Origin of the sequence: Pseudomonas sp. RC4D1, assembly GCF_018390395.1 — a bacterium.
GTDB lineage: Bacteria > Pseudomonadota > Gammaproteobacteria > Pseudomonadales > Pseudomonadaceae > Aquipseudomonas > Aquipseudomonas danubii.
Window position 1 is genome coordinate 1,790,709 of record NZ_JAHBAW010000001.1, and the last position, 20,164, is coordinate 1,810,872.

Sequence of the window (20,164 nt, forward strand, 5' to 3'; positions counted from 1 at the left end):
GCCGGACTCTAAAGGGCCAACCTTTCGCTAACCTTTCAACGTACTTTCACGGTTTTCGGGCTTCACAGCGGCGAATGCAGCGGTACACTCCGCGCCAAAGAGCGGCGTCGATCCCCCCGGAACGAGGTAAGAAAACATGCGAGTCCTGCTCGTCGAAGACCATCTGCAACTGGCCGAAAGTGTCGCCCAGGCGCTCAAGAGCACCGGCCTGACCGTGGATGTGCTGCACGATGGCGTGGCCGCCGACCTGGCTCTGGGCAGTGAGGAATACGCCATGGCGATCCTCGATGTCGGCCTGCCGCGCCTGGACGGTTTCGAGGTGCTGGCGCGCCTGCGGGCCCGGGGCAAGAACCTGCCGGTGCTGATGCTCACTGCCCGCAGCGACGTCAAGGATCGGGTCCACGGTCTGAACCTGGGGGCCGACGATTACCTGGCCAAGCCGTTCGAACTGACCGAGCTCGAAGCCCGGGTCAAGGCGCTGTTGCGCCGTAGCGTGCTGGGGGGCGAGCGCCAGCAGCGTTGCGGAGTGCTGGCCTATGACCTGGATACCCGGCGCTTCACCCTGGGCGAAGAACTGCTGACCCTGACGTCCCGCGAGCAGGCCGTGCTCGAGGCATTGATTGCCCGTCCCGGCCGGGTGATGAGCAAGGAGCAATTGGCCTCCCAGGTGTTCGGCCTGGATGAGGAGGCCAGCCCGGATGCCATCGAGATTTACGTCCACCGCCTGCGCAAGAAGCTCGATGGCCATGCAGTGGCCATCGTGACGTTCCGCGGCTTGGGTTATCTGTTGGAAAGCCGCGATGCATAGGCCCAGCAGCCTGCGCTGGCGGTTGCTGTGGAACCTGGCGCTGCTGCTGGTGGTGCTGATGCTGGCCAGCGGCTTGAGTGCCTACTGGAACGGCCGTGAGGCCGCCGACACCGCCTATGACCGCACCCTGCTGGCCTCGGCGCGGACCATTGCCGCCGGGTTGTCCCAGCGTGACGGCAGCCTCAGCGCCAATGTGCCCTATGTGGCCCTGGACACCTTTGCCTACGACAGTGCCGGGCGCATCTATTACCAGGTCAACGATATTCACCAGCAACTGATCTCCGGTTATGAAAACCTGCCTGGTCCGCCGCCAGGTACTCCGCGTACCGATGACTATCCGGCCCTGGCGCGTTTCTACGATGCCACCTATCAGGGCCAGAACGTGCGGGTGGTGAGCCTGCTCAAGGCGGTCAGCGAGCCGAACATGAACGGCATGGCGGAAATTCGCGTGGCGGAGACCGACGAGGCGCGGGTCGCCATGGCCCGCAGCCTGATGGCCGACACCTTGCTGCGCCTGGGAATGCTGGCCATGGGGGCGTTGCTGCTGGTGTGGTTTGCGGTGAGTGCCGCCTTGCGTCCGCTGGAACGTTTGCGCGGTGCGGTGGAGGAGCGCCAGCCCGATGACTTGCGGCCGCTGCCGCTGGTTTCGGTACAGCGTGAGTTGTGGCCCCTGGTGCGGGCCTTGAACCATTTCACCGAACGCCTGCGGGGGCAGTTCGAGCGCCAGGCACAGTTTATTGCCGAGGCCGCCCATGAGTTGCGAACACCGCTGGCAGCACTCAAGGCCCGTCTGGAGCTGGGGCTGCGTTCCAGCGAGCCGGACACTTGGCGCACGACCTTGGAAAGCGCGGCTCAGGGCACCGATCGCTTGACCCACCTGGCCAATCAGTTGCTGTCCCTGGCCCGGGTGGAAAATGGCGCCCGGGCGATCGCCGAGGGCGGCGCACAGTTGCTCGATCTCAGCCAGCTGGCCCGGGAACTGGGCATGGCCATGGCGCCTCTGGCCCATGCCAGGGGGGTGGCCCTGGCCCTGGAAGCCGACGAGCCGGTGTGGCTCAAGGGCGAGCCAACCCTGCTCAATGAACTGCTGAGCAACCTGGTGGACAACGCCCTGGCCCACACGCCGTCGGGCGGCAATGTGGTGTTGCGGGTATCGGCGCCGGGGGTGCTGGAGGTGGAGGACGACGGGCCGGGTATTCCCCTGGAGGATCGCGACCGGGTCTTCGAACGTTTTTACCGGCGTAATCAGCAGGTGGCCGGTTCGGGGTTGGGGCTGGCAATCGTGGGGGAAATCTGTCGCGCCCATCTGGCACAGATCAGCCTGCACGATGGCCAGCCTTCGGGGCTCAAGGTGCGGGTGAGTTTTATCGCGGGGTTAGGATCAGTAGAGCATTGAGCGGGATTCTTGCAGCTCGTTGCACATGGCCTGGTTTTCCGGGTCGATCCCCAGCTTCTTGAACGCCGGCACGCTGAAGGCGTCAATGCGCGAGAGGGAGTGATCTGTGTCTTTGTGGCAGTACAGGGTCGCCACCTGGACCAGATCGACGTAGTCGATCCCGCTGGTCTGGCGGTTGAATTCCAGGTAGTGCCCGGGGATCTCCACCAGTTGCTCGGGGAACTCCCAGACCCGAAGCAGCTTGTCCCCCAGCAACGGGTGAATGCGTTCGATCACGTGATTGAGGCTGACCGGGTCGGAAAGCAGTTCGTAGTGGTCTTCGGCGTAGGTCAGGATCGGCAGCACGCCGATCTGGTGTACCAGTCCGCCAAGGGCTGCCTGGTCGGGCTTGAGCTGGGAGTAGCGGCGGCACAGGGCATAGCTGACCCCGGCCACTTCCAGGCTGCGGCGCCACACATCGTGCATTTTCTGTGCAACCACCTCGGAGCGGGCATTGAAGATCTGCTCCATCACCAGGCCGATGGCCAGGTTGCTGCTGTAGTTGACGCCCAGGCGGGTGATGGCGGTATGCAGGTCGGTGACTTCCTGTGCCGCCCGCAACAGGGGGCTGTTGACCACCTTGATCAGTCGCGCCGACAACGCGGTGTCGCGGCCTATCACTTTGCTCAGGGTGCTGACGCTGATTTCCGGGTCTTCGGCGGCCCGGCGAATCTGCATGGCCACCTCCGGTAGGGTTGGCAGAACCAGGTCATCGTTGTCGATGGCCTCCACCAAATCCTGTTGGACCTTTTGCGCCAGCTCAGTCATTTCAGTTCTCTAGGGTGTTGCAGGAAAGGGGGAGTCGGTCAGCGCTGGATTTCGCGATCGCGGTCCAGCTGGTACGGCAGGTCAAGCAATTGCAGACCGGGCCCTTCGAGTGCGCCCAGGTGCAGGTTGCCATCTTCTGCCGCTTCGGCCTGCAACACGGCCAGCAGTTCCACCTGGTCTTGTGCCTGGGCGGCCAGGACCACTTCACCGATGGAGCTGTTGTGGGTCGGGGAGAACAGCGGGGTGCCTGGTATGGGGAGTTCGCCGCTGGGCAATGCGAGTCGGTAGAGGCGGCGCTTGAGCTTGCCCAGGTATTGCATGCGGGCGACGATTTCCTGACCGGTGTAGCAGCCTTTCTTGAAACTGACGCCGCCCACGGCCTGGAGGTTGAGCATCTGTGGAATGAACAGTTCACGGGTCTGCGCCATGACCTGGCCGAGGCCCGCGCGGATCTGGCCTAACAGCCACTGATTGAGCTCTCCCTGGGGCAGTTGCGCAGCCAGTTGCTGGCTCAGGCTCTCGGCGCGTTCCGCTGGGACCCAGAGTTCGACGCGGTGGCTTGAGGCGCGCACGGCAATCAGGTCGTCGGCGCGGACTACGGCGCCGTCGTCCTGGGGCAGTTCAAGGCCCAGGCCGCTCAGGCTGGAGTCGGCATGGCTGAGGCCGAAGCGCACCCAGTTGGCGCTTTCATCGGTGAGCTTGGCCTTGGAGAAGACTGCGTACTTCTTCAGGTCCGCCAGTTGCGGCTCAAGCAGTTCGCTGGCCATGGCCAGCAGGCAGCCGTCACCTTCCAGGAGGATGCGGAAACTGGACTGCATGCGGCCTTTCTGGTTGCAACGGGCGCCCAGGCTGGACTGGCTGTCGCTGAGGTAATTGAGGTTGCAGGTCAACTGACCCTGAAGGAATTTGCTGGCATCAGGGCCGCGGACGGCGAGGACGCCTTCGTGGGACAGGGGGCAGAAAAAAGCGGAGTCAGCCATGGTTCATCGCAGGGTAAAAAGTCTGGGGCACATCATAAGGGGGCGCCCCTGAAATGGATAGTTCACAAAGGACAGGTGGTGACCGACCAAAGCCGACTGTTCTCGTGTTCCCCGGGCTGTATACTTGCGCTCTATTTGAGGAGCGCTCCATGGTTGAAGATGTTGAACTGAATCGCCTCTACTGGCACAGCCGTCGCGGCATGCTTGAGCTGGACGTATTGCTGGTGCCGTTCGTCAGGGAGGTGTACCCGCATCTCAATGAGACCGATCGCGAGTGCTACCGCAAGTTGCTGGAGTGTGAGGATCAGGACATGTTCGGCTGGTTCATGGAACGCAGCGAGTCCGAGGATCCTGAGCTGCAGCGCATGGTTCGCATGATTCTGGACCGTGTCCAGCCCAAGTAGGCTGTTCGAGTGCCGCTGGCGTGCTTCACGGCAACTGCTGGCGGCCTACCTGCTGGCCCAGGCATTCGCTCTGGTCGCTATTTTCCTGCTGGATATCCCGTCTTTGGCCAAGGTGCTGGGCATCCTGCTGTGCCTGTTGCACGGCGGCTGGGTGCTGCCTCGACAGATTTTGTTGACTCATTCCCGAGCATTCAGCCGCTTGCGGCATTCATCAGAGGGTTGGCAGCTGTGGAGTCCGGCCACGGGTTGGCAGGGGGTGCAGTTGCGGCCTGACAGCCTGGCATTGCCGCTGATCGTGGTATTGCGCTTCCGTCTGCAGGGCGAGCGCTGGGTGCGCTCCCTTTGTGTGCCGAGGGACGCGCAGACCGCCGATGAGCATCGGCGTCTGCGGGTGCGGCTCAAGTTCGGCCGGAGTAGGTGGGCGGCAGCAGAATAGTGTCGCGAGCTTCGGGCAGCAGCTGCGGATAGTCGAGGGTGTAGTGCAGGCCGCGGCTTTCCTTGCGCTCCATGGCCGAGAGAATCATCAATTCGGCCACCTGGGCCAGGTTGCGCAACTCGATCAAGTCACGGCTGACCTTGTAGTTGCTGTAGAACTCGACCCTATGAGGCTAAACCCAATGGATACAGGGGTTTCAGCCGATGACCGCCAACCACCGCTCCCAAAGTGGGACAAACCTGTTACAAACTGCGCTCGCCAAGCCGTACCACTATCGCCGTTCTGGTCGCTATTACCTTCGCCTTCGCCCCCAAGGAACCGTTAAGGGCTTCTTCACGCTGTCACTCAGGACTACCGACAAGGCCTCCGCAATGACCATCTCCGACGACATCCTCTCGACCCTCAAGGCTTACCACTTAGACAACCCTGAGGCGTCATGGGACGAACTCCGTGAGCGTCTTATAGACATCGCAGAGTACAACTTGACGATGGCGCACGGTGACAGCTCTCTGGTCGCTTACGAGATGATCAACGATGAGCATCATTTGGCGTTGCGTATGGCCTCCGCAAAGCTGCCCCTCAGCGTTAACCAGCAACGGGCAGTGAGTAAGGCACTTGAGATCATTGAGGCCTCACAGGAACGTATGCGTGGCCGTTCAGGGAAATTGGTCGAGATCGTTAAGGACCTCAATGATGAGTCTTGTGGCGTGCCTTTGGCTCTCTCCCTGCCTATATCTGTAAACGCTTCCCCAAGTCTGCCCTTCAAGTCCCTCTCTGCGCTGTACATGGAGGAACGCAAGGACAGCATTGAGGCCAGCACCATGCGTGACGTGAAGTCATCGTGTGAGGCTATCGGCGTGATCCTTGGCGACTTGGACATGAGGGGGCACACTCGTGAGGACATGAAGAACCTTCGGGACAAGCTCCTTAAAGGCCGTAAAGGGTCCACTGTGAACAAGCTGATGACCCGGCTATCAACGGTGATGGATTGGGCTGTGAATAACGGCTACCTCGACAAGAGTTTTGACAAGGGGCTGAAGCTTTCCAAGGATGCTGACAGCTCGCGTGAGGCGTTCTCTACGGTTCAACTAAAGGCCCTAATGACTCACGCTAACTCACTACCAGCGGACGCATGGCAGCGTTGGGCGTTGTCACTTGGGGTCATCACCGGGGCGCGTATTGAGGAACTGAGGCAGTTGACCAAGGCTGACGTTAAGCAAGTTGGGGGCGTGTGGGTCATAGACATCAATAGGAACGATGGCAAGACGGCCAAGACCAAGAAAGCTTTGAGGGTCATCCCGTTGACCGATGGCGCTTACGGCTTCGACCTCCAGGCCTTCCGTGAGTTTGTAGATAGCTCCGACTCCCGACTGTTCACGTTGGGGGCTGGTCAATACTCCAGCGTGCTTAATGGCGCCCTTAGGGATGTCTTGAGCTTGAACGCTGATCGGACCCTAACCTTCCACTCGTTGCGTCACTCGCTGGCCGGTGCCTTGAAGGCCGCTGAGGTGCCTGTGGGAACCGCTGAGTCCATCTTGGGGCACGCTTCAGGGTCTATCAGTTATGACCTGTATGGGGCAGGGAGTGCCGTTGAGGTGGGCCGTATGGCTGAAGCTCTGGTGAACGCGTTCCGTATGGCCTTATGATATTGCTGAAATTTGAATGGAGTCAGCTATGAGAAATCTTGATCTATACGGAATTGCTAAGGTCAACAGCGAACTACAGGCGCGCGCGATATTAGTGGATCGAATTCCCTCTCTTGGTGAAAAAACAGCTCGAATTATGGCTTGGCAATGTTTCATTCAAGACCAGGTAAATTTAGACGACAGCAACGAGCGAACTTCGAACCTTGCGCGAATTAAACACGGAGAGGCTATCGCTGCTTTTTGGGAGACCGGCGACGAGATGGACGTAGACTCAAATGCGTTTGTTTCGTACTTTTTCGATGAGCTTGGCGTCATTAATCGCAAGGTCACCAAAAAGGGTGTGCAGATAGCCTTCTATATCTTCGTAGCCCTCGGCTTATTCGGTTTATACAAACTCTTTTCCTGAGCAGCGGTTTAGCTGGACCTCGGACTACCACCTTTAAGGTCCGTCACGACTTAAATTACGAAATATCGTGGGAGCTGTGAGGCCCATCACTGACGCACTTGGAAGCCCTCAATGAGTGTTGCTATTACGGTTAGTGTATTAAGTGTCCTGACTATCAGGAGGGTTCAGGCTGGGTCTGGACGGATTATAAAAAAAGCATCGCGACACTGCCCAGGAGACCTATCTTTTAGGTGTTCGCTATGAGGCTGCAATTGATGCCACACGGCTCCTGTATCAGTGGTACAACCTGACCCTAAGAGGACCTGAAGAGGACCCCTTGGTTAAGGAGGTCCTTGAAGTTCTATCAGAGCTTGATGCAGAAGCCTTACGTATGAGAGCCATCACTGATGAGAATCGTAGGAAGCCTGGAAGCTGGACCTTAACGGATTTGAAGAGGTTCGCCAGGAAGGAAGGGCATTGAGGGTAACCTTAAGTTGGTTGTCTCTCAATGCTCTATCATTCACCAAGGTAATAAAAAACGTTCGATTTATTGCAGTAAGCTTATGGGGTTTTTGTGATCTTTAAGTCTATTGGTGTGATGATCGGAACCTCAGGTGCAAAGGGGGAGATGCTCGAAATTGAATTGCAAAGTGCGCCAAGCTGCTGCATAGAAATATGAGCGTATTCGAGTGCGTCTCTTGAGGAGTCCATATTCTCAATAAAGTTCAAGCCGCGAGCAAAGTCTACGTTGGGGTCTTCAAAGTATTGTCCAGTAGTTCGATTTTTAGTTACTTGAGCAGGTTTTAATGGAATTGGTAGCTGTATGGCTGGCAACTGCTGGCCATGAAAGTCTATTGTCCTCGTGAAGGCCAGTAGGGTCTTCGCAGCATTTGCTAAAGGGGCGACATGGACGACTAAGTCTCGGTATGCGCCGAGTTCGTAGAGCCAATTGTCGGGCGACGATGAGGCTTTCAACTCCTTGCCCGCTTTATCCTGAGGTGGCTGAGATCGCCAGATCTTTAATAGGCCACTTAAAGCGGTGATTTTGGGAGCGGCCGGATCATTTTTTCTTATTGTTGCCTCTGAGTAGAACTCTGAAAGATAATCTCTTAAAGTGCAAGAATCTACCAGAAACGACTGTAGGGCCAAGTAACATAACGAGGTATGACCATCAAGAAAGCGTTCGTTGGGTTTAAAAGATTTCGAGTGTAATCTTCCGTTCAGTTGATCTGAATATGCTTCCGATAACTGCCTCAATCTCCATTCACATGCTCTTATTTGATGGGAAATTCGAGAAGCTATATCGTAAAATAGTCCATTTTTTTTTAGAAATGCGGCATTGGCTATGAAGGACCAATTATGACCTTGGTCTGTGCATATCCACGTTGGAGAGGCTGCGGGATTAATTGACCTCCACTCGGGAGGTACGAAACTTTTCGCTTGCTCTTCTGTGTGAAAAAAATCACATCCGACTATCTGGAATCCTAAAGCTTTAACATCAGCATAAAAACTACCATAGCTTTTTATAGTTAATGTTGCGGACTTTCCATTCATTGCACTGGGCCGAAGATCAGCTTTTTGATCCATCCCATTCAGAATGCGTCCGCCACCGTATAGATGCAATTCTCTCAAAACCGGTTGCCATTCCATGCGAATGCTCCTTGCTTAGGTTCGGGCGTGCGTGACTCAGCGACCGGGCGCTCAGAACGCGCCGCTACCACTAAGCCAGATAATAAAGAGCGATTCAACAAATTGGAGCGCCGTGGGTCACACCGGGCTTTGTTATTTTCTGACGGTCTCCATAGGTAGCGCTATAGACGACCAAACGGCGCGGCGGTCTTTATTGAATCCTTCAAAACTCACTTAGCGCGCAGCTCTACAAAATGTAAGGAGTGAGCTGATGTGTGGGTCTGCACAAATTGCATGGCGACACGGTATTGATAGAACCCTGGCTTAACTGCTGGGCTACATCGTTTATGAGGGCCTGCTGGGCTCCCTGTAAATTATAGCCTTAGCCTGCCGCATAGCCCTGAGTAAACCCTCACTAACGCGGGAAGGCCCGAACAGTTTCCTCTGCTGACCGCCTGACTGTGCGCGTAGAAACCCTCACTAAGGCTACGAGTTGACACCTCGGATCAAAACCCCTCACCCATTGAGAGATAGGCGCCTGTCGCCAAGTAACTGGCTGCCTGTGTGGGCCACGTTCTGATACTTAGGAACAGATACCCTCACAAGAACACGGACAACACAGTTTCCTCCTAACGTCTCCCGCTGCGATTCCCTCAATGGGTCTCAAGGTGGGCTCGTTTAGACACCTCGGATTAAAACACCTCCCCCGACAAGAGGGCATCACCAATCACCCTGCACCACGGGAGGCTCAACGCTGCCCGTCGATAAGGAGAACTATAGGAGACCACCACCATGATCCACCTCACACCCGTTCCACTCCACACCTTGGCCGATGACTTCGACCGGGCCGACTATCTTACAAGCCTGCGTCTTGTCCCTGAGAAACCCAAGCGAGGAACCGTTCCGACAATCATTGAGAATCCTTTCTGTAGTCATCTGGATTTTCAGGACCGGTATGACCGATGGTCTGAAGACATTCTTTCAGGAGTCGCAAAGCTGGACCACGGCGGAACCAAGCAGCTCCCCGTTAAGACCCTCTATGAATTGCTTGAGTCCCTTGAGGTGTTCTCTACAGAGACCATTGGGGCACATCTGGGCCTGTCCTCCCGGATGGCTCGCCGCTATCTCAGCGCCCTTGAGGTCGCCTTGCAACCGCTTATGAGGTCCCGGCCTAAGTGGCTGAGGGCTGCTATGGGAGGCCTTGAAGGTCACCAGCGCGAGACCATCTCGGCCATTCAATCGGCACCTGACCAGATGGCACAGCTACGCCTGGACCTGGGAGCTGATGCGTTCCTCATTTAATGCGGACACAAGATGAAGAACCCTATGGACCGACCTCTAAGAGGCGCTGACTCAATGAGGACACAAGACTAAAGACCCTCTAAGAGACCTTTTGTGATGTGGATTATTTGCTGATAAGCAATCCCATCTCAGAGAGAGACCTTTAGACCCTCTGGGCTTAAAGCCTGGGTCTACCGACCACATACTGACCAACGTCACTGAGCAACCTTTAGGGGATCACTGAGCAACTACACGCACCTATAAGACCCACACCACGGGTCACCCAGGAGAACCACCAACCAAGAGACCACAAGGAGTACCACCACATGCAAAACATTCAGATCGACGTTAAGACCCTTTCCGCTTCCTACAAGGCCGACTCCCTGAGCCCTTCGGGCCTTGCGACCCTTGAAGGTCAACCCGTGGGCACACAGCGCCCTGATGGCTATTGGTCATTCCAAGGGCTGGCAGTTCACCGGGTCGTGTATGCACTGACCACCGGCACTGATCCCCAAGGCCTGTACATCGACCATAAGGACGGTGACCCAGGCAACAACAAGGCCAGCAACCTACGGGCCTGCACCAATCGCCAGAACGCACGCAACACCCCAGGCCGTGGAGGGTTCTTCCCTAAAGGGGTCTACCTCAACGCCAAGACCGGGCGCGTGACTGGCTGTGTCGAGGGCTACAGCCTGCGCAAAAGTTTCATGCTTGACCGTGACCATGACGGCGCACAGCTCAACGCAATGTGTCGTGCTGCCCTTGAGGCAATCCTTGAGGAGCATGGCGAGTTCGCCAACGTGACCAGCTTCTACTGTCAGCTCCCGCTTGAGGCCGTAATGGGTCCCGCTGAGGGCTGGCCGTAAGGCTCACTTTAGGGACTGGGATTAAAACCCCTCACCAGATGAGGACCCTGTTGATTCCCTAAAGGAGATTCCCACATGTCTAAAGTCAACCTGAACCAAGCAACCGGCACCATTAACCGCAACACTGACCACCGTGACGCCCGTGACCGTTTCGCCATGCCTGACCGTATGCACGTTGACTCGGTCGTTGAGGGTTCCACCGTGGCCCGTTTCAGTGACTCCCGTGTACGTTAAGGCGCAGCACCTAACGAAAATGACACAAATTTCTGTGAGACCACCTGTCATAGCTAACCTGCGCGCTTACCCCCGTAGGCCTCGCACGCTCGCTCAGGCGCACAATAAGGACCCTTGCGGGCAGGCGATAAGGACCCCAGCGTTGGGACAAATGTGCGTCAAAGCTGTTACAAAATCGGGTCCTACGGTGCTACGCTATGGGCTCCTAACGTGCCTCATTAGGTCGGTGTAAGGATCGTATCCTTCGCCTCTGGCAGCATCCCTGGATAGTCCAGCGTGTAGTGCAGACCCCGAGATTCCTTACGTTCCATGGCAGACCTGATCATCAGTTCCGCTACTTGAGCAAGGTTCCTCAACTCAATCAGGTCTCTGCTTACTCGGTAGTTGCTGTAGAACTCGTCGATTTCGTCCAGTAGCAGGCGAACCCGGTGTTGAGCCCGTTGCAGGCGTTTGTTGGTCCGCACGATACCGACGTAGTCCCACATGAATCGCCGCAGTTCGTCCCAGTTGTGCGCAATGATCACGTCTTCGTCAGAGTCGGTGACCTGGCTGGCATCCCAGGCCGGCAGGGCGATGGGAATCGAGATCTGAGGCAGCTGCTGGAGAATGTCGGCCGCTGCCGAGCGGGCGTAGACGAAACACTCCAGCAACGAGTTGCTGGCCATGCGGTTGGCTCCGTGGAGGCCAGTGAAACTGGTTTCGCCAATGGCATACAGGCCTGGCACATCGGTGCGCCCTTGTTGATCGACCATTACGCCGCCGCAGGTGTAGTGGGCGGCCGGCACCACTGGGATCGGCTGCCGGGTGATATCGATGGAAAATTCCAGGCAGCGTTCATACACGGTGGGGAAGTGGGTTTTGATGAAGGCTTCCGGTTTGTGGCTGATATCCAGGTAGACGCAGTCGATCCCCAGGCGCTTCATTTCGTGGTCAATGGCCCGGGCGACGATATCCCGGGGAGCCAGTTCAGCCCGAGGGTCGAAGCGCTGCATGAAGCGTTCGCCGTTGGGCAGCTTGAGGTGGGCGCCTTCACCGCGCAGGGCCTCGGTGATCAGGAAGCTCTTGGCCAGTGGGTGATACAGGCAGGTGGGGTGGAACTGGTTGAACTCCAGGTTGGCCACCCGGCAACCCGAGCGCCACGCCATGGCGATGCCATCGCCACAGGCACTGTCGGGGTTGCTGGTATAGAGGTAGACCTTGGCTGCACCGCCGGAGGCGAGGATCACGAAGCGGGCGCCGAAGGTGTCCACTTCACCCGTGCCGCGGTTGAGTACGTAGGCGCCCAGGCAGCGATCACCTTCCAGGCCCAGGCGTTTTTCGGTGATCAGGTCAACGGCAACCCGCTGCTCCAGCAGTTCGATATTGGGGTGTTGTCGGGCCTGGGCCAGCAGTGTCTTGAAAATGGCTGCGCCGGTGGCGTCTGCGGCATGGATGATCCGTCGGTGGCTGTGACCGCCTTCACGGGTCAGGTGGAACTCGAAGCCATTGTCATCGCTGCTGGCGTCTTCATCACGGGTAAAGGGAACCCCCTGGTCGATCAACCACTGGATGGCCTCACGGCTGTGTTCCACGGTAAATCGCACGGCATCTTCGTGGCACAGGCCGCCACCGGCGTTGAGGGTGTCATCGACATGGGATTCGACGGTATCGGTATCGTCCAGAACGGCAGCGACGCCGCCTTGGGCCCAGTAGGTCGAGCCGTTGGCCAGATCGCCTTTGCTCAGGACGGCGATACGCAAGTGGCGGGGCAGTGTCAGGGCCAGGCTCAAGCCGGCGGCGCCGCTGCCAATCACCAGAACATCGTGTTGAAACTGTTGGCTCATTTGAAGGATTCCGCTCAAAGCGACCCAATATGGGGTTGGCGCCAGACGCCTGAATCGGCGAGTCAAAGCAGCCACACAGCCCACTAGTATATAGAGGGGGGGATCGGCACAATAGTCGCGCCTTCATGGCGTTGTGCGACTTCGCTGAGCAAAAGCGTTGCTCTCGACCAGCCTCTACTCGCGGCGTTCAAGCTGCCGCGCGGGTTGATCGAAGAAGTAGGGCTGTTTTTCTCTTCACCGTTACACAATCTTCGTTCGGCGCAGCTATAAAGATTGGGAACTTTTGCCAAGGCCCCAAACTCAATAGAAGGTTGCCTGAAAGAAGGGACAGCGTCGGTTCTGGCCAGGGTTTGCAATCTGTCCCTTGGTGACAGAAATCGACGACAGGATTATTCGCGCAGCCGGCCTTGCCCGCGCTGCGTTTTTCGTGCGTGCCGGATCAGAGCCCGCAGGAAACTTGCTTGGAGGGGGAGAACTTTTGCGAAAAGCCCGAGTCTATGTTTGCAAGCCTGATCGATTAGTGATGCAAGCCTCCTCCGAGCTTATCGAGGAGTGTTCATGCTAACCCAGGAAGAGGATCAGCAGCTGGTCGAGCGCGTTCAGCGTGGCGACAAGCGAGCGTTCGATCTGCTCGTGCTGAAGTACCAGCACAAAATTCTCGGGTTGATCGTGCGTTTCGTGCACGACACCCATGAAGCCCAGGATGTCGCACAAGAAGCCTTTATCAAGGCTTACCGTGCACTAGGTAATTTTCGGGGGGACAGCGCGTTCTATACGTGGCTGTACCGTATCGCCATCAACACGGCGAAAAACTATCTGGTTTCACGCGGCCGCCGGCCGCCGGATAGCGATGTGAGTTCTGAGGATGCGGAGTTCTATGACGGCGATCATGGCCTGAAGGATCTCGAATCGCCGGAACGTGCATTGCTGCGGGATGAGATCGAGGGCACCGTCCATCGAACCATTCAGCAATTGCCTGAAGATTTGCGTACAGCCTTAACTTTACGTGAATTCGATGGTCTGAGTTACGAGGACATTGCCAGCGTCATGCAGTGTCCGGTGGGTACCGTGCGCTCCCGGATTTTCCGCGCTCGGGAAGCCATCGATAAAGCCCTGCAGCCGTTGTTGCAGGAAACCTGAGACAGCGGCGACAGCCAAGAGAGGAACCGCCATGAGTCGTGAAGCCCTGCAGGAATCGCTGTCCGCGGTGATGGATAACGAAGCGGACGAACTGGAATTGCGTCGGGTGTTGAATGCCGTCGACGAAGTAGAAACCCGTGAGACTTGGGCTCGTTATCAAATCGCCCGGGCAGCTATGCACAAGGAGTTGCTGCTTCCACGTCTGGACATCGCCGCTGCTGTTTCGGCAGCTCTGGCTGATGAGGCCGTACCAGCCAAAGCGTCCCGTGGACCTTGGCGCAGTCTGGGCCGTCTGGCGGTAGCTGCATCGGTGACTGTGGCGGTACTGGCCGGTGTGCGCCTGTACAACCAAGATGAGATCGCAGGCGTTGAACTGGCTCAGCAAGCCGCTCAACCTACCCTGGCGACTCCACAAATTAAGGGCCCTGCTGTACTGGCCGGCTACAATGAAAGCTCGGAAGCCACTGGCCCCATGGCTAATGGTGTATTGCAAGGGCAGCCAGGCTGGCACGATCAGCGTCTGCCAAGCTATCTGCGTCAGCATGCTCAGCAAGCTGCACTCAAAGGCACTGAAAGCGCACTGCCTTATGCCCGTGCGGCAAGCCTGGAAAACCGCTAAGGAGGATCATGCGCGCCATACCTCTACTCTCGCTTCTGCTTAGTGGCTGGTTTGTGGTTCCAGCCCACGCCGATGAAGCCCAGGGCTGGTTGCAGCGTCTTGGGCAAGCGGAACAGCAGCAAAGCTTTCAGGGCACTTTCGTTTACGAGCGTAACGGTAGTTTTTCTACCCATAACATCTGGCATCGCGTCCAGGGTGGAGAGGTCCGTGAGCGTTTGGTTCAGCTCGATGGATCTGCTCAAGAGGTGGTGCGTATCGATGGTCGCACCCAGTGCGTAAGCGGTACGTTGATGGCAGGGTTGGGCGATGCTCCGGACTCTGCGGCCCGTGCGCTGGACCCGCAAAAGCTCAAGAATTGGTATGACCTTGCCGTTATCGGCAAGTCACGTGTGGCTGGGCGTCAGGCAGTGATCGTTTCGGTTACGCCCAGAGATCAACATCGTTATGGCTTTGAGTTGCATCTGGATCGGGAAACCGGCCTGCCGCTCAAATCCCTGTTGTTGAACGACAAGGGACAACTATTGGAGCGCTTCCAGTTCACTCGTCTGGATACTGCAGATGTCCCTGAAGATGCCGAGTTGCAAGCGGGTGCTGACTGCAAACCCGTGAGCCTGGACAGCGACAAGGCTTCGGCCATCAAGACTGCGCAAACCTGGCATTCCGACTGGCTACCTCCAGGTTTCGAGCTGACCAGTAGCTCCGCCCGCAAGGATCCGCAAACCAAGACCCTGGTCAACAGCTTGCTGTATGACGACGGTTTGGCGCGGTTCTCGGTGTTCCTCGAGCCACTCAATGGTGCGACGGTTACCGATACCCGCACCCAGCTCGGTCCGACTGTTGCCGTATCACGTCGCTTGACCACGCCTGAAGGCGAAATGATGGTCACCGTGGTCGGGGAAATCCCCATTGGCACTGCTGAACGTATTGCGCTGTCTATGCGTTCCGATGCCACCGCCAAGCAATGAGCCTTTGTTGGTTGTGTAAGAGGTCGGTAATGCCTACTCCACAATTGAGAAGATGAAATGTTTGGTGAGCAATTTCATTTGCAAAATCCCCAGAGTTTTTTTATAGGTCAGAACCCCTCGGTTCTGACCTTATTTGTCGTTCCTGGAGCAAAAGTACCGCCCCTGTATTTTCGGTGCGACTTGCTCCATATCGCTTAACCACGCTCGTCGTAACGGGAGCCGTATGTCGATACCACGCTTGAAGTCTTACTTCACCATTCTTGCCACCGTGCTGGTGCTGGGGCAGGCCGTGTCTGCCCAGGCAGCCGAGTTGCCTGATTTCACCCAACTGGTCGAGCAGGCCTCGCCTGCTGTGGTGAATATCAGTACAACGCAGAAGCTGCCTGATCGGCGGTTTTCCAACTCGGCACAGATGCCCGAACTGGAAGGCCTGCCGCCAATGTTGCGGGAGTTCTTCGAGCGTGGCATGCCTCAGCAGCGCTCTCCGCGAGGGGACCGCCAGCGTGAAGCCCAGTCCCTGGGCTCGGGTTTCATCATTTCCCCGGATGGCTACATCCTCACCAACAATCACGTGATCGCCGATGCGGACGAGATTCTCGTGCGTCTGGCCGACCGCAGTGAATTGAAAGCCAAGCTGATAGGCACCGATCCGCGTTCCGACGTGGCACTGTTGAAGATTGATGGCAAGGACCTGCCTGTGCTGAAGCTGGGTAAATCCCAGGACCTGAAAGCCGGGCAATGGGTCGTGGCCATCGGTTCGCCATTTGGTTTCGACCACACCGTGACCCAGGGCATCGTCAGTGCCATTGGTCGCAGTCTGCCAAACGAAAACTACGTTCCCTTCATTCAGACCGACGTGCCGATCAACCCGGGTAACTCCGGTGGCCCGCTGTTCAACCTGGCGGGGGAAGTGGTGGGCATCAACTCGCAGATCTACACCCGTTCCGGTGGCTTCATGGGGGTGTCCTTCGCGATCCCTATCGACGTGGCCATGGACGTTTCCAATCAGCTGAAAACCGGTGGCAAGGTCAGTCGTGGCTGGCTGGGCGTAGTGATTCAGGAGGTCAATAAAGACCTGGCAGAATCCTTTGGTCTGGAAAAACCTGCCGGTGCACTGGTCGCGCAGGTTCAGGACGGAGGCCCAGCGGCCAAGGGCGGCCTGCAAGTGGGGGACGTGATTCTCAGCCTTAATGGTCAACCTATTGTCATGTCCGCGGACCTGCCGCATCTGGTCGGGGCGTTGAAGGCCGGAGCCAAGGCCAACCTGGAAGTGATCCGTGAAGGCAAGCGCAAGAATGTTGAGCTCACCGTGGGCGCCATTCCTGAAGAAGACAAGGATCTGAGCATGCTGCCCAAGTCCGGCGTCGAGCGCAGCAGTAACCGTCTCGGCGTAGCCGTTGTAGAGCTCAATGATGAGCAGAGAAAGGCTTTTGACCTCAAGGGTGGCGTAGTCATCAAGGAAGTTCAGGATGGCCCAGCGGCGTTGATCGGCCTGCAGCCGGGCGACGTGATCACCCACCTGAACAACCAGGCGATTACCACCGCCAAGGAGTTCACCGAAATCGCCAAGGCGCTGCCGAAGAACCGTTCGGTGTCCATGCGCGTACTGCGTCAGGGGCGAGCCAGTTTCATTACCTTCAAACTGGCCGAGTAATACGTCTGACGCCGTGCTCGCGCAGTAAAAAGCCCGCCTCGTAAGAGGCGGGCTTTTTTATGGCGCCTGGAAACATCAGCGCATCATGTCTTTGACCATCTGCTCCTGGTCCATCATCTCCCGCTGACGAGCGTCGATTCTCGACGACAGTGGGAAGTTGCTGCCGGCCCGCCGTTTGGCGAAGTCCAGTTGCTGAATGGCTTGGCGGTAGTCGCCGACCAGGGCGAAGTACTCGGCTCGGGCCTGGTGCAGGCCAATGATATTGCCCGACAGGCCGCGGGTTTCCGCCACCAGATACCAGACATCCGGATCGTCCGGACGGCTTTTCAGCAAGCCTTCCAGGGCCTTTTCCGCATCCGCGGGGCGGTTCTGCTTGAGCAGCAGGTCCACCCGGATCTGATTCAGCGGGTAGTTGCCCGGGTACAGGTTGAGCATCCGCTCCACACGAGCTTGCGCATCCGGCAGGCGGTTGTTGGCCATGTCCAATTCGATCTGGGCCAGGTTGTAGGTGACATCGTTGGGGGATTTGGCCAGCAGCGGCTTGAGGTTTTCCCGAGCCTCGTTCCACTGGCTGCCCTTGATCTGGGCGATGGCCAGACCGTAACGGGCAATGTCGTTCTTCGGGTTTTCATCGAGCTGGGCGCGAAAGCGCTTGGCGGCCAGACCAGGAGATTCTTCGTAATTCAACTGCACTCGCGCACGGATCAGTTGATAGCGCAGGCTGTCTTCGGTGCCTCCGAGTTTGGCCTGTTCTGCGCGGTTGCGGGTGTCGGCGATGCGCGATTCGGTGACCGGGTGCGTCAGGAGGAATTCCGGAGGCTTGGCATCGAAGCGGTATTGGCGCATCAAACGTTCGAACATGGTGGGCATCGAGCGTGGGTCGTAGCCGGCTTTCTCCAGATTGAGAATGCCGATGCGGTCGGCTTCCTGTTCGTTTTGCCGGGAAAAGCGCCGCTGTTCCTGGATGGCCGCGGCCTGGGTGCCGGCGATGGTGGCGATCCCCGCATCCCCGGCGCCAGCGGCAGCGATCACGATCCCGGCCAGCAAGGCGGCCATCATTGGCACCTGCATGCGCCGCTGGGCTTCAACCCCGCGGGCAAAGTGGCGTTGGGAAAGGTGCGCCAGTTCGTGAGCCATCACCGAGGCGTACTCTCCCTCGGTCTGGGCATTGAGAAACAGGCCACCGTTGACCCCGACTATCCCGCCGGGGGCGGCGAAGGCGTTGAGCTGCGGGCTGTTGATCAGGATGAACTCAAGGCGGCGGTCGTTGACCTGGCTGGTCTCCACCAGTTTGTAGACGCTGGTTTCGACATAGTCCTTGAGTTGCGGGTCGTTGAGTTGCGAGACCTGGCTGCGTAGCAACGCCAGCCAGGCACGGCCCAGCTGGTGTTCCTGTTGTGGAGAGACAATGGATGAACTGGCATCACCAAGTGACGGCAGGTCGTCGGCGAAGCCCGGTGAGGCGAGCAGGCAAGCGAGCGTCAGCAGGGTAGGGCGCAATAAATTCATGCACAAAGCCTTATTCGACAAAGGCTCTACTGTAGCTGCCCGCTGGTCCGGGGACCAGATAAAGCCAGTGAAAACTCTGCGGATAAAAAAGTGCTTTCGGGTAAATTCCGACGTCTACCTCATCGAGCTTCTATCACGGCGCTGCAGCGCTCTGGTTTCAGGCTTCTTTATTGCCGACGGCTTTGCCTTGCAGGGTATTCTAGGCGCCTTGAATTGATGATCGGAGTAAGCCAATGACCGATGTTGTCGCCCATGACGCCGAGCTCGATGCCAGTGGACTGAACTGCCCACTGCCACTGCTCAAGGCCAAGATGGAACTCAATCGCCTGGCCAGTGGCGCGGTGCTCAAAGTCATTGCCACCGATGCCGGGTCCCAGCGTGACTTCCGCACCTTCGCTCGCCTGGCCGGTCATACCCTGTTGCGCGAAGAGGACGAGGCCGGGGTCTATCGTTACTGGCTGAAAAAGGCCTGACGGCCGTTCACCGCTTTCATCTAAGGATCATTGATGTTCAAAGTGCTACGTGACTGGATACAGCGCTACTTCTCGGATGAAGAGGCGGTGGTGCTCGCTGTGCTGCTGTTCCTGGCCTTTACCGCTGTGCTGACCTTGGGTGGGATGCTGGCGCCAGTACTGGCGGGCATGGTCCTGGCTTACCTGATGCAGGGGCTGGTGGTCAGTCTGGAGCGCCTGCGCCTGCCCGGTGGGGCGGCGGTGGGGTTGGTGTTCGCGTTGTTCATGGGCCTGCTGCTGGTGTTCATCCTGGTGGTGGTACCTTTGCTCTGGCACCAGTTCGTCACCCTGTTCAACGAATTGCCGGGGATGCTCGCCAAGTGGCAGTCACTGTTGCTGCTGTTGCCCGAGCGCTATCCGCACCTGGTGTCGGACGAGCAGGTGCTGCAGGCCATCGAAGTGGCTCGGGGCGAGATCGGCAAGTTCGGTCAATGGGCGCTGACGTTCTCCCTGTCCAGCCTGCCCTTGCTGGTGAACATCATGATCTACCTGGTGCTGGTGCCGATCCTGGTGTTCTTCTTCCTCAAGGATCGGGCGATGATCAGCCGTTGGGTTATCGGCTACCTGCCTCAGGAGCGGACCCTGATCACCCGGGTTGCCCACGAAATGAACCGGCAGATCGCCAACTACATCCGCGGCAAGGTCATCGAGATCGTTATTTGCGGTGGTGTGACCTACATCGCCTTCGTCGCCCTGGGGCTTAACTACGCGGCCCTGCTGGCCCTGCTGGTAGGGATTTCGGTGGTGGTGCCCTATGTCGGCGCCGTTGTGGTCACTGTGCCGGTGGCGCTGATCGCCCTGTTCCAGTGGGGCTGGAGCGACCAGTTCATCTACCTGATGGCGGTCTACGGGATCATCCAGGCCCTGGATGGCAACGTGCTGGTGCCGCTGCTGTTCTCCGGTGCGGTGAACCTGCACCCGGTAGCAATCATCTGTGCGGTGCTGCTGTTTGGCGGGCTGTGGGGCTTCTGGGGGATTTTCTTTGCGATTCCCCTGGCCACGCTGTTCAAGGCTGTGCTGGATGCCTGGCCGAGGAAGGACCCGGTGGTGGCGCCTTTACTCTAGATAAC

The 20,164-nt window shown here is 57.9% G+C and carries 20 protein-coding genes and 1 pseudogene; 15 read left to right on the forward strand and 6 right to left on the reverse strand.

Annotated elements, in window-relative coordinates:
• The first annotated feature begins 136 nt into the window (after nt 1–136).
• Together tctD and tctE are read left to right on the forward strand one after the other, a co-directional pair.
• Nucleotides 137–808, forward strand: coding sequence for a two-component system response regulator TctD (gene tctD / locus KHO49_RS08210; RefSeq protein WP_102861593.1), 672 nt, complete (start codon nt 137–139; stop codon nt 806–808).
• Nucleotides 801–2,204 carry a two-component system sensor histidine kinase TctE gene (gene tctE, locus KHO49_RS08215; protein WP_102878713.1) on the forward strand — a complete coding sequence of 468 codons (1,404 nt, stop codon included), beginning with the start codon at nt 801–803 and terminating at the stop codon, nt 2,202–2,204. Before tctD ends, tctE begins: the two co-directional genes overlap by 8 nt.
• On the opposite strand, the gene KHO49_RS08220 is transcribed toward tctE, so the two are convergent.
• Nucleotides 2,190–3,011, reverse strand: coding sequence for an HDOD domain-containing protein (locus KHO49_RS08220; RefSeq protein WP_213664874.1), 822 nt, complete (start codon nt 3,009–3,011; stop codon nt 2,190–2,192). The genes tctE and KHO49_RS08220 overlap by 15 nt on opposite strands.
• A 38-nt stretch (nt 3,012–3,049) precedes the next feature.
• Nucleotides 3,050–3,991, reverse strand: coding sequence for a CAF17-like 4Fe-4S cluster assembly/insertion protein YgfZ (gene ygfZ, locus KHO49_RS08225; protein WP_213664875.1), 942 nt, complete (start codon nt 3,989–3,991; stop codon nt 3,050–3,052).
• A 149-nt stretch (nt 3,992–4,140) separates the two neighbouring features.
• Between ygfZ and KHO49_RS08230 the strand changes: the two genes are divergently transcribed.
• Both KHO49_RS08230 and KHO49_RS08235 read left to right on the forward strand, forming a co-directional pair.
• Nucleotides 4,141–4,395, forward strand: coding sequence for an FAD assembly factor SdhE (locus KHO49_RS08230; RefSeq protein WP_011059785.1), 255 nt, complete (start codon nt 4,141–4,143; stop codon nt 4,393–4,395).
• Complete coding sequence (locus KHO49_RS08235) at nt 4,379–4,831, forward strand: protein YgfX (RefSeq protein ID WP_110595071.1); 453 nt, start codon at nt 4,379–4,381, stop codon at nt 4,829–4,831. Before KHO49_RS08230 ends, KHO49_RS08235 begins: the two co-directional genes overlap by 17 nt.
• Here the strand turns inward: KHO49_RS08235 and KHO49_RS08240 are convergent.
• Nucleotides 4,794–4,991: pseudogene (locus tag KHO49_RS08240) on the reverse strand (L-aspartate oxidase); the annotation flags it as partial. The gene KHO49_RS08235 and the pseudogene KHO49_RS08240 sit on opposite strands and share 38 nt — an antisense overlap.
• A 43-nt stretch (nt 4,992–5,034) precedes the next feature.
• On the opposite strand from KHO49_RS08240, the gene KHO49_RS08245 reads away from it, so the two are divergent.
• Complete coding sequence (locus KHO49_RS08245) at nt 5,035–6,477, forward strand: tyrosine-type recombinase/integrase (protein ID WP_213664876.1); 1,443 nt, start codon at nt 5,035–5,037, stop codon at nt 6,475–6,477.
• 28 nt (nt 6,478–6,505) lie between these two features.
• Entirely contained in the window at nt 6,506–6,883 is a 378-nt protein-coding gene (locus KHO49_RS08250; RefSeq protein ID WP_175555098.1) for a hypothetical protein, read from the forward strand.
• A 540-nt stretch (nt 6,884–7,423) separates the two neighbouring features.
• On the opposite strand, the gene KHO49_RS08255 is transcribed toward KHO49_RS08250, so the two are convergent.
• Nucleotides 7,424–8,512 (reverse strand): hypothetical protein, encoded by a 1,089-nt coding sequence (locus KHO49_RS08255; protein WP_213664877.1) that lies wholly within the window; start codon nt 8,510–8,512, stop codon nt 7,424–7,426.
• Nucleotides 8,513–9,283: 771 nt separating this feature from the next.
• Between KHO49_RS08255 and KHO49_RS08260 the strand changes: the two genes are divergently transcribed.
• The 3 genes from KHO49_RS08260 to KHO49_RS08270 all read left to right on the forward strand — a co-directional run bounded on the left by KHO49_RS08260 (nt 9,284) and on the right by KHO49_RS08270 (nt 10,872).
• Nucleotides 9,284–9,793 (forward strand): hypothetical protein, encoded by a 510-nt coding sequence (locus KHO49_RS08260; protein ID WP_175555096.1) that lies wholly within the window; start codon nt 9,284–9,286, stop codon nt 9,791–9,793.
• Between the two features lie 305 nt (nt 9,794–10,098).
• Nucleotides 10,099–10,638: an HNH endonuclease gene (locus tag KHO49_RS08265; protein WP_169907986.1), complete on the forward strand. Its 540-nt coding sequence runs from the start codon at nt 10,099–10,101 to the stop codon at nt 10,636–10,638.
• A gap of 75 nt (nt 10,639–10,713) precedes the next feature.
• Nucleotides 10,714–10,872 (forward strand): hypothetical protein, encoded by a 159-nt coding sequence (locus KHO49_RS08270; RefSeq protein WP_175555095.1) that lies wholly within the window; start codon nt 10,714–10,716, stop codon nt 10,870–10,872.
• Nucleotides 10,873–11,090: 218 nt separating this feature from the next.
• Here KHO49_RS08270 and nadB read toward each other — a convergent pair whose 3' ends face one another.
• Nucleotides 11,091–12,695 carry an L-aspartate oxidase gene (gene nadB, locus KHO49_RS08275; protein WP_213664878.1) on the reverse strand — a complete coding sequence of 535 codons (1,605 nt, stop codon included), beginning with the start codon at nt 12,693–12,695 and terminating at the stop codon, nt 11,091–11,093.
• A 558-nt stretch (nt 12,696–13,253) separates the two neighbouring features.
• Here nadB and rpoE point away from each other — a divergent pair.
• The 4 genes from rpoE (at nt 13,254) to KHO49_RS08295 (ending at nt 17,073) form a co-directional block, all read left to right on the forward strand.
• Nucleotides 13,254–13,835 (forward strand): RNA polymerase sigma factor RpoE/AlgU, encoded by a 582-nt coding sequence (gene rpoE / locus KHO49_RS08280; RefSeq protein ID WP_007930230.1) that lies wholly within the window; start codon nt 13,254–13,256, stop codon nt 13,833–13,835.
• 31 nt (nt 13,836–13,866) lie between these two features.
• Nucleotides 13,867–14,454, forward strand: coding sequence for a sigma-E factor negative regulatory protein (locus tag KHO49_RS08285; RefSeq protein WP_102861599.1), 588 nt, complete (start codon nt 13,867–13,869; stop codon nt 14,452–14,454).
• 8 nt (nt 14,455–14,462) lie between these two features.
• On the forward strand, nt 14,463–15,419 hold the full coding sequence (locus KHO49_RS08290; protein WP_213664879.1) for a MucB/RseB C-terminal domain-containing protein: 957 nt from the start codon (nt 14,463–14,465) through the stop codon (nt 15,417–15,419).
• Between the two features lie 223 nt (nt 15,420–15,642).
• Nucleotides 15,643–17,073 carry a DegQ family serine endoprotease gene (locus KHO49_RS08295; RefSeq protein ID WP_102861601.1) on the forward strand — a complete coding sequence of 477 codons (1,431 nt, stop codon included), beginning with the start codon at nt 15,643–15,645 and terminating at the stop codon, nt 17,071–17,073.
• A gap of 75 nt (nt 17,074–17,148) precedes the next feature.
• Here KHO49_RS08295 and KHO49_RS08300 read toward each other — a convergent pair whose 3' ends face one another.
• The gene (locus KHO49_RS08300) at nt 17,149–18,582 is read right to left on the reverse strand and encodes a M48 family metalloprotease (RefSeq protein ID WP_102878719.1); all 1,434 of its coding nucleotides are present in this window, start codon (nt 18,580–18,582) and stop codon (nt 17,149–17,151) included.
• A 233-nt stretch (nt 18,583–18,815) separates the two neighbouring features.
• Between KHO49_RS08300 and KHO49_RS08305 the strand changes: the two genes are divergently transcribed.
• Both KHO49_RS08305 and KHO49_RS08310 read left to right on the forward strand, forming a co-directional pair.
• A complete protein-coding gene (locus tag KHO49_RS08305; RefSeq protein ID WP_011059792.1) occupies nt 18,816–19,055 on the forward strand; it encodes a sulfurtransferase TusA family protein in 240 nt (79 codons plus the stop codon).
• 33 nt (nt 19,056–19,088) lie between these two features.
• Nucleotides 19,089–20,159, forward strand: coding sequence for an AI-2E family transporter (locus KHO49_RS08310; protein WP_102861603.1), 1,071 nt, complete (start codon nt 19,089–19,091; stop codon nt 20,157–20,159).
• The last annotated feature ends 5 nt before the right edge of the window (nt 20,160–20,164 follow it).

Bases quoted from the DNA above. Each gene is read 5' to 3' on its own strand.
- KHO49_RS08250 (WP_175555098.1), top strand. From the start codon at position 6,506: ATGAGAAATCTTGATCTATACGGAATTGCTAAGGTCAACAGCGAACTA.
- KHO49_RS08260 (WP_175555096.1), top strand. From the start codon at position 9,284: ATGATCCACCTCACACCCGTTCCACTCCACACCTTGGCCGATGACTTC.
- KHO49_RS08295 (WP_102861601.1), top strand. From the start codon at position 15,643: ATGTCGATACCACGCTTGAAGTCTTACTTCACCATTCTTGCCACCGTG.
- KHO49_RS08245 (WP_213664876.1), top strand. From the start codon at position 5,035: ATGACCGCCAACCACCGCTCCCAAAGTGGGACAAACCTGTTACAAACT.
- KHO49_RS08290 (WP_213664879.1), top strand. From the start codon at position 14,463: ATGCGCGCCATACCTCTACTCTCGCTTCTGCTTAGTGGCTGGTTTGTG.
- KHO49_RS08270 (WP_175555095.1), top strand. From the start codon at position 10,714: ATGTCTAAAGTCAACCTGAACCAAGCAACCGGCACCATTAACCGCAAC.
- KHO49_RS08300 (WP_102878719.1), bottom strand. From the start codon at position 18,582: ATGAATTTATTGCGCCCTACCCTGCTGACGCTCGCTTGCCTGCTCGCC.
- KHO49_RS08285 (WP_102861599.1), top strand. From the start codon at position 13,867: ATGAGTCGTGAAGCCCTGCAGGAATCGCTGTCCGCGGTGATGGATAAC.
- KHO49_RS08230 (WP_011059785.1), top strand. From the start codon at position 4,141: ATGGTTGAAGATGTTGAACTGAATCGCCTCTACTGGCACAGCCGTCGC.
- KHO49_RS08220 (WP_213664874.1), bottom strand. From the start codon at position 3,011: ATGACTGAGCTGGCGCAAAAGGTCCAACAGGATTTGGTGGAGGCCATC.
- ygfZ (WP_213664875.1), bottom strand. From the start codon at position 3,991: ATGGCTGACTCCGCTTTTTTCTGCCCCCTGTCCCACGAAGGCGTCCTC.
- KHO49_RS08305 (WP_011059792.1), top strand. From the start codon at position 18,816: ATGACCGATGTTGTCGCCCATGACGCCGAGCTCGATGCCAGTGGACTG.
- nadB (WP_213664878.1), bottom strand. From the start codon at position 12,695: ATGAGCCAACAGTTTCAACACGATGTTCTGGTGATTGGCAGCGGCGCC.
- rpoE (WP_007930230.1), top strand. From the start codon at position 13,254: ATGCTAACCCAGGAAGAGGATCAGCAGCTGGTCGAGCGCGTTCAGCGT.
- KHO49_RS08255 (WP_213664877.1), bottom strand. From the start codon at position 8,512: ATGGAATGGCAACCGGTTTTGAGAGAATTGCATCTATACGGTGGCGGA.
- tctD (WP_102861593.1), top strand. From the start codon at position 137: ATGCGAGTCCTGCTCGTCGAAGACCATCTGCAACTGGCCGAAAGTGTC.
- KHO49_RS08265 (WP_169907986.1), top strand. From the start codon at position 10,099: ATGCAAAACATTCAGATCGACGTTAAGACCCTTTCCGCTTCCTACAAG.
- KHO49_RS08310 (WP_102861603.1), top strand. From the start codon at position 19,089: ATGTTCAAAGTGCTACGTGACTGGATACAGCGCTACTTCTCGGATGAA.
- tctE (WP_102878713.1), top strand. From the start codon at position 801: ATGCATAGGCCCAGCAGCCTGCGCTGGCGGTTGCTGTGGAACCTGGCG.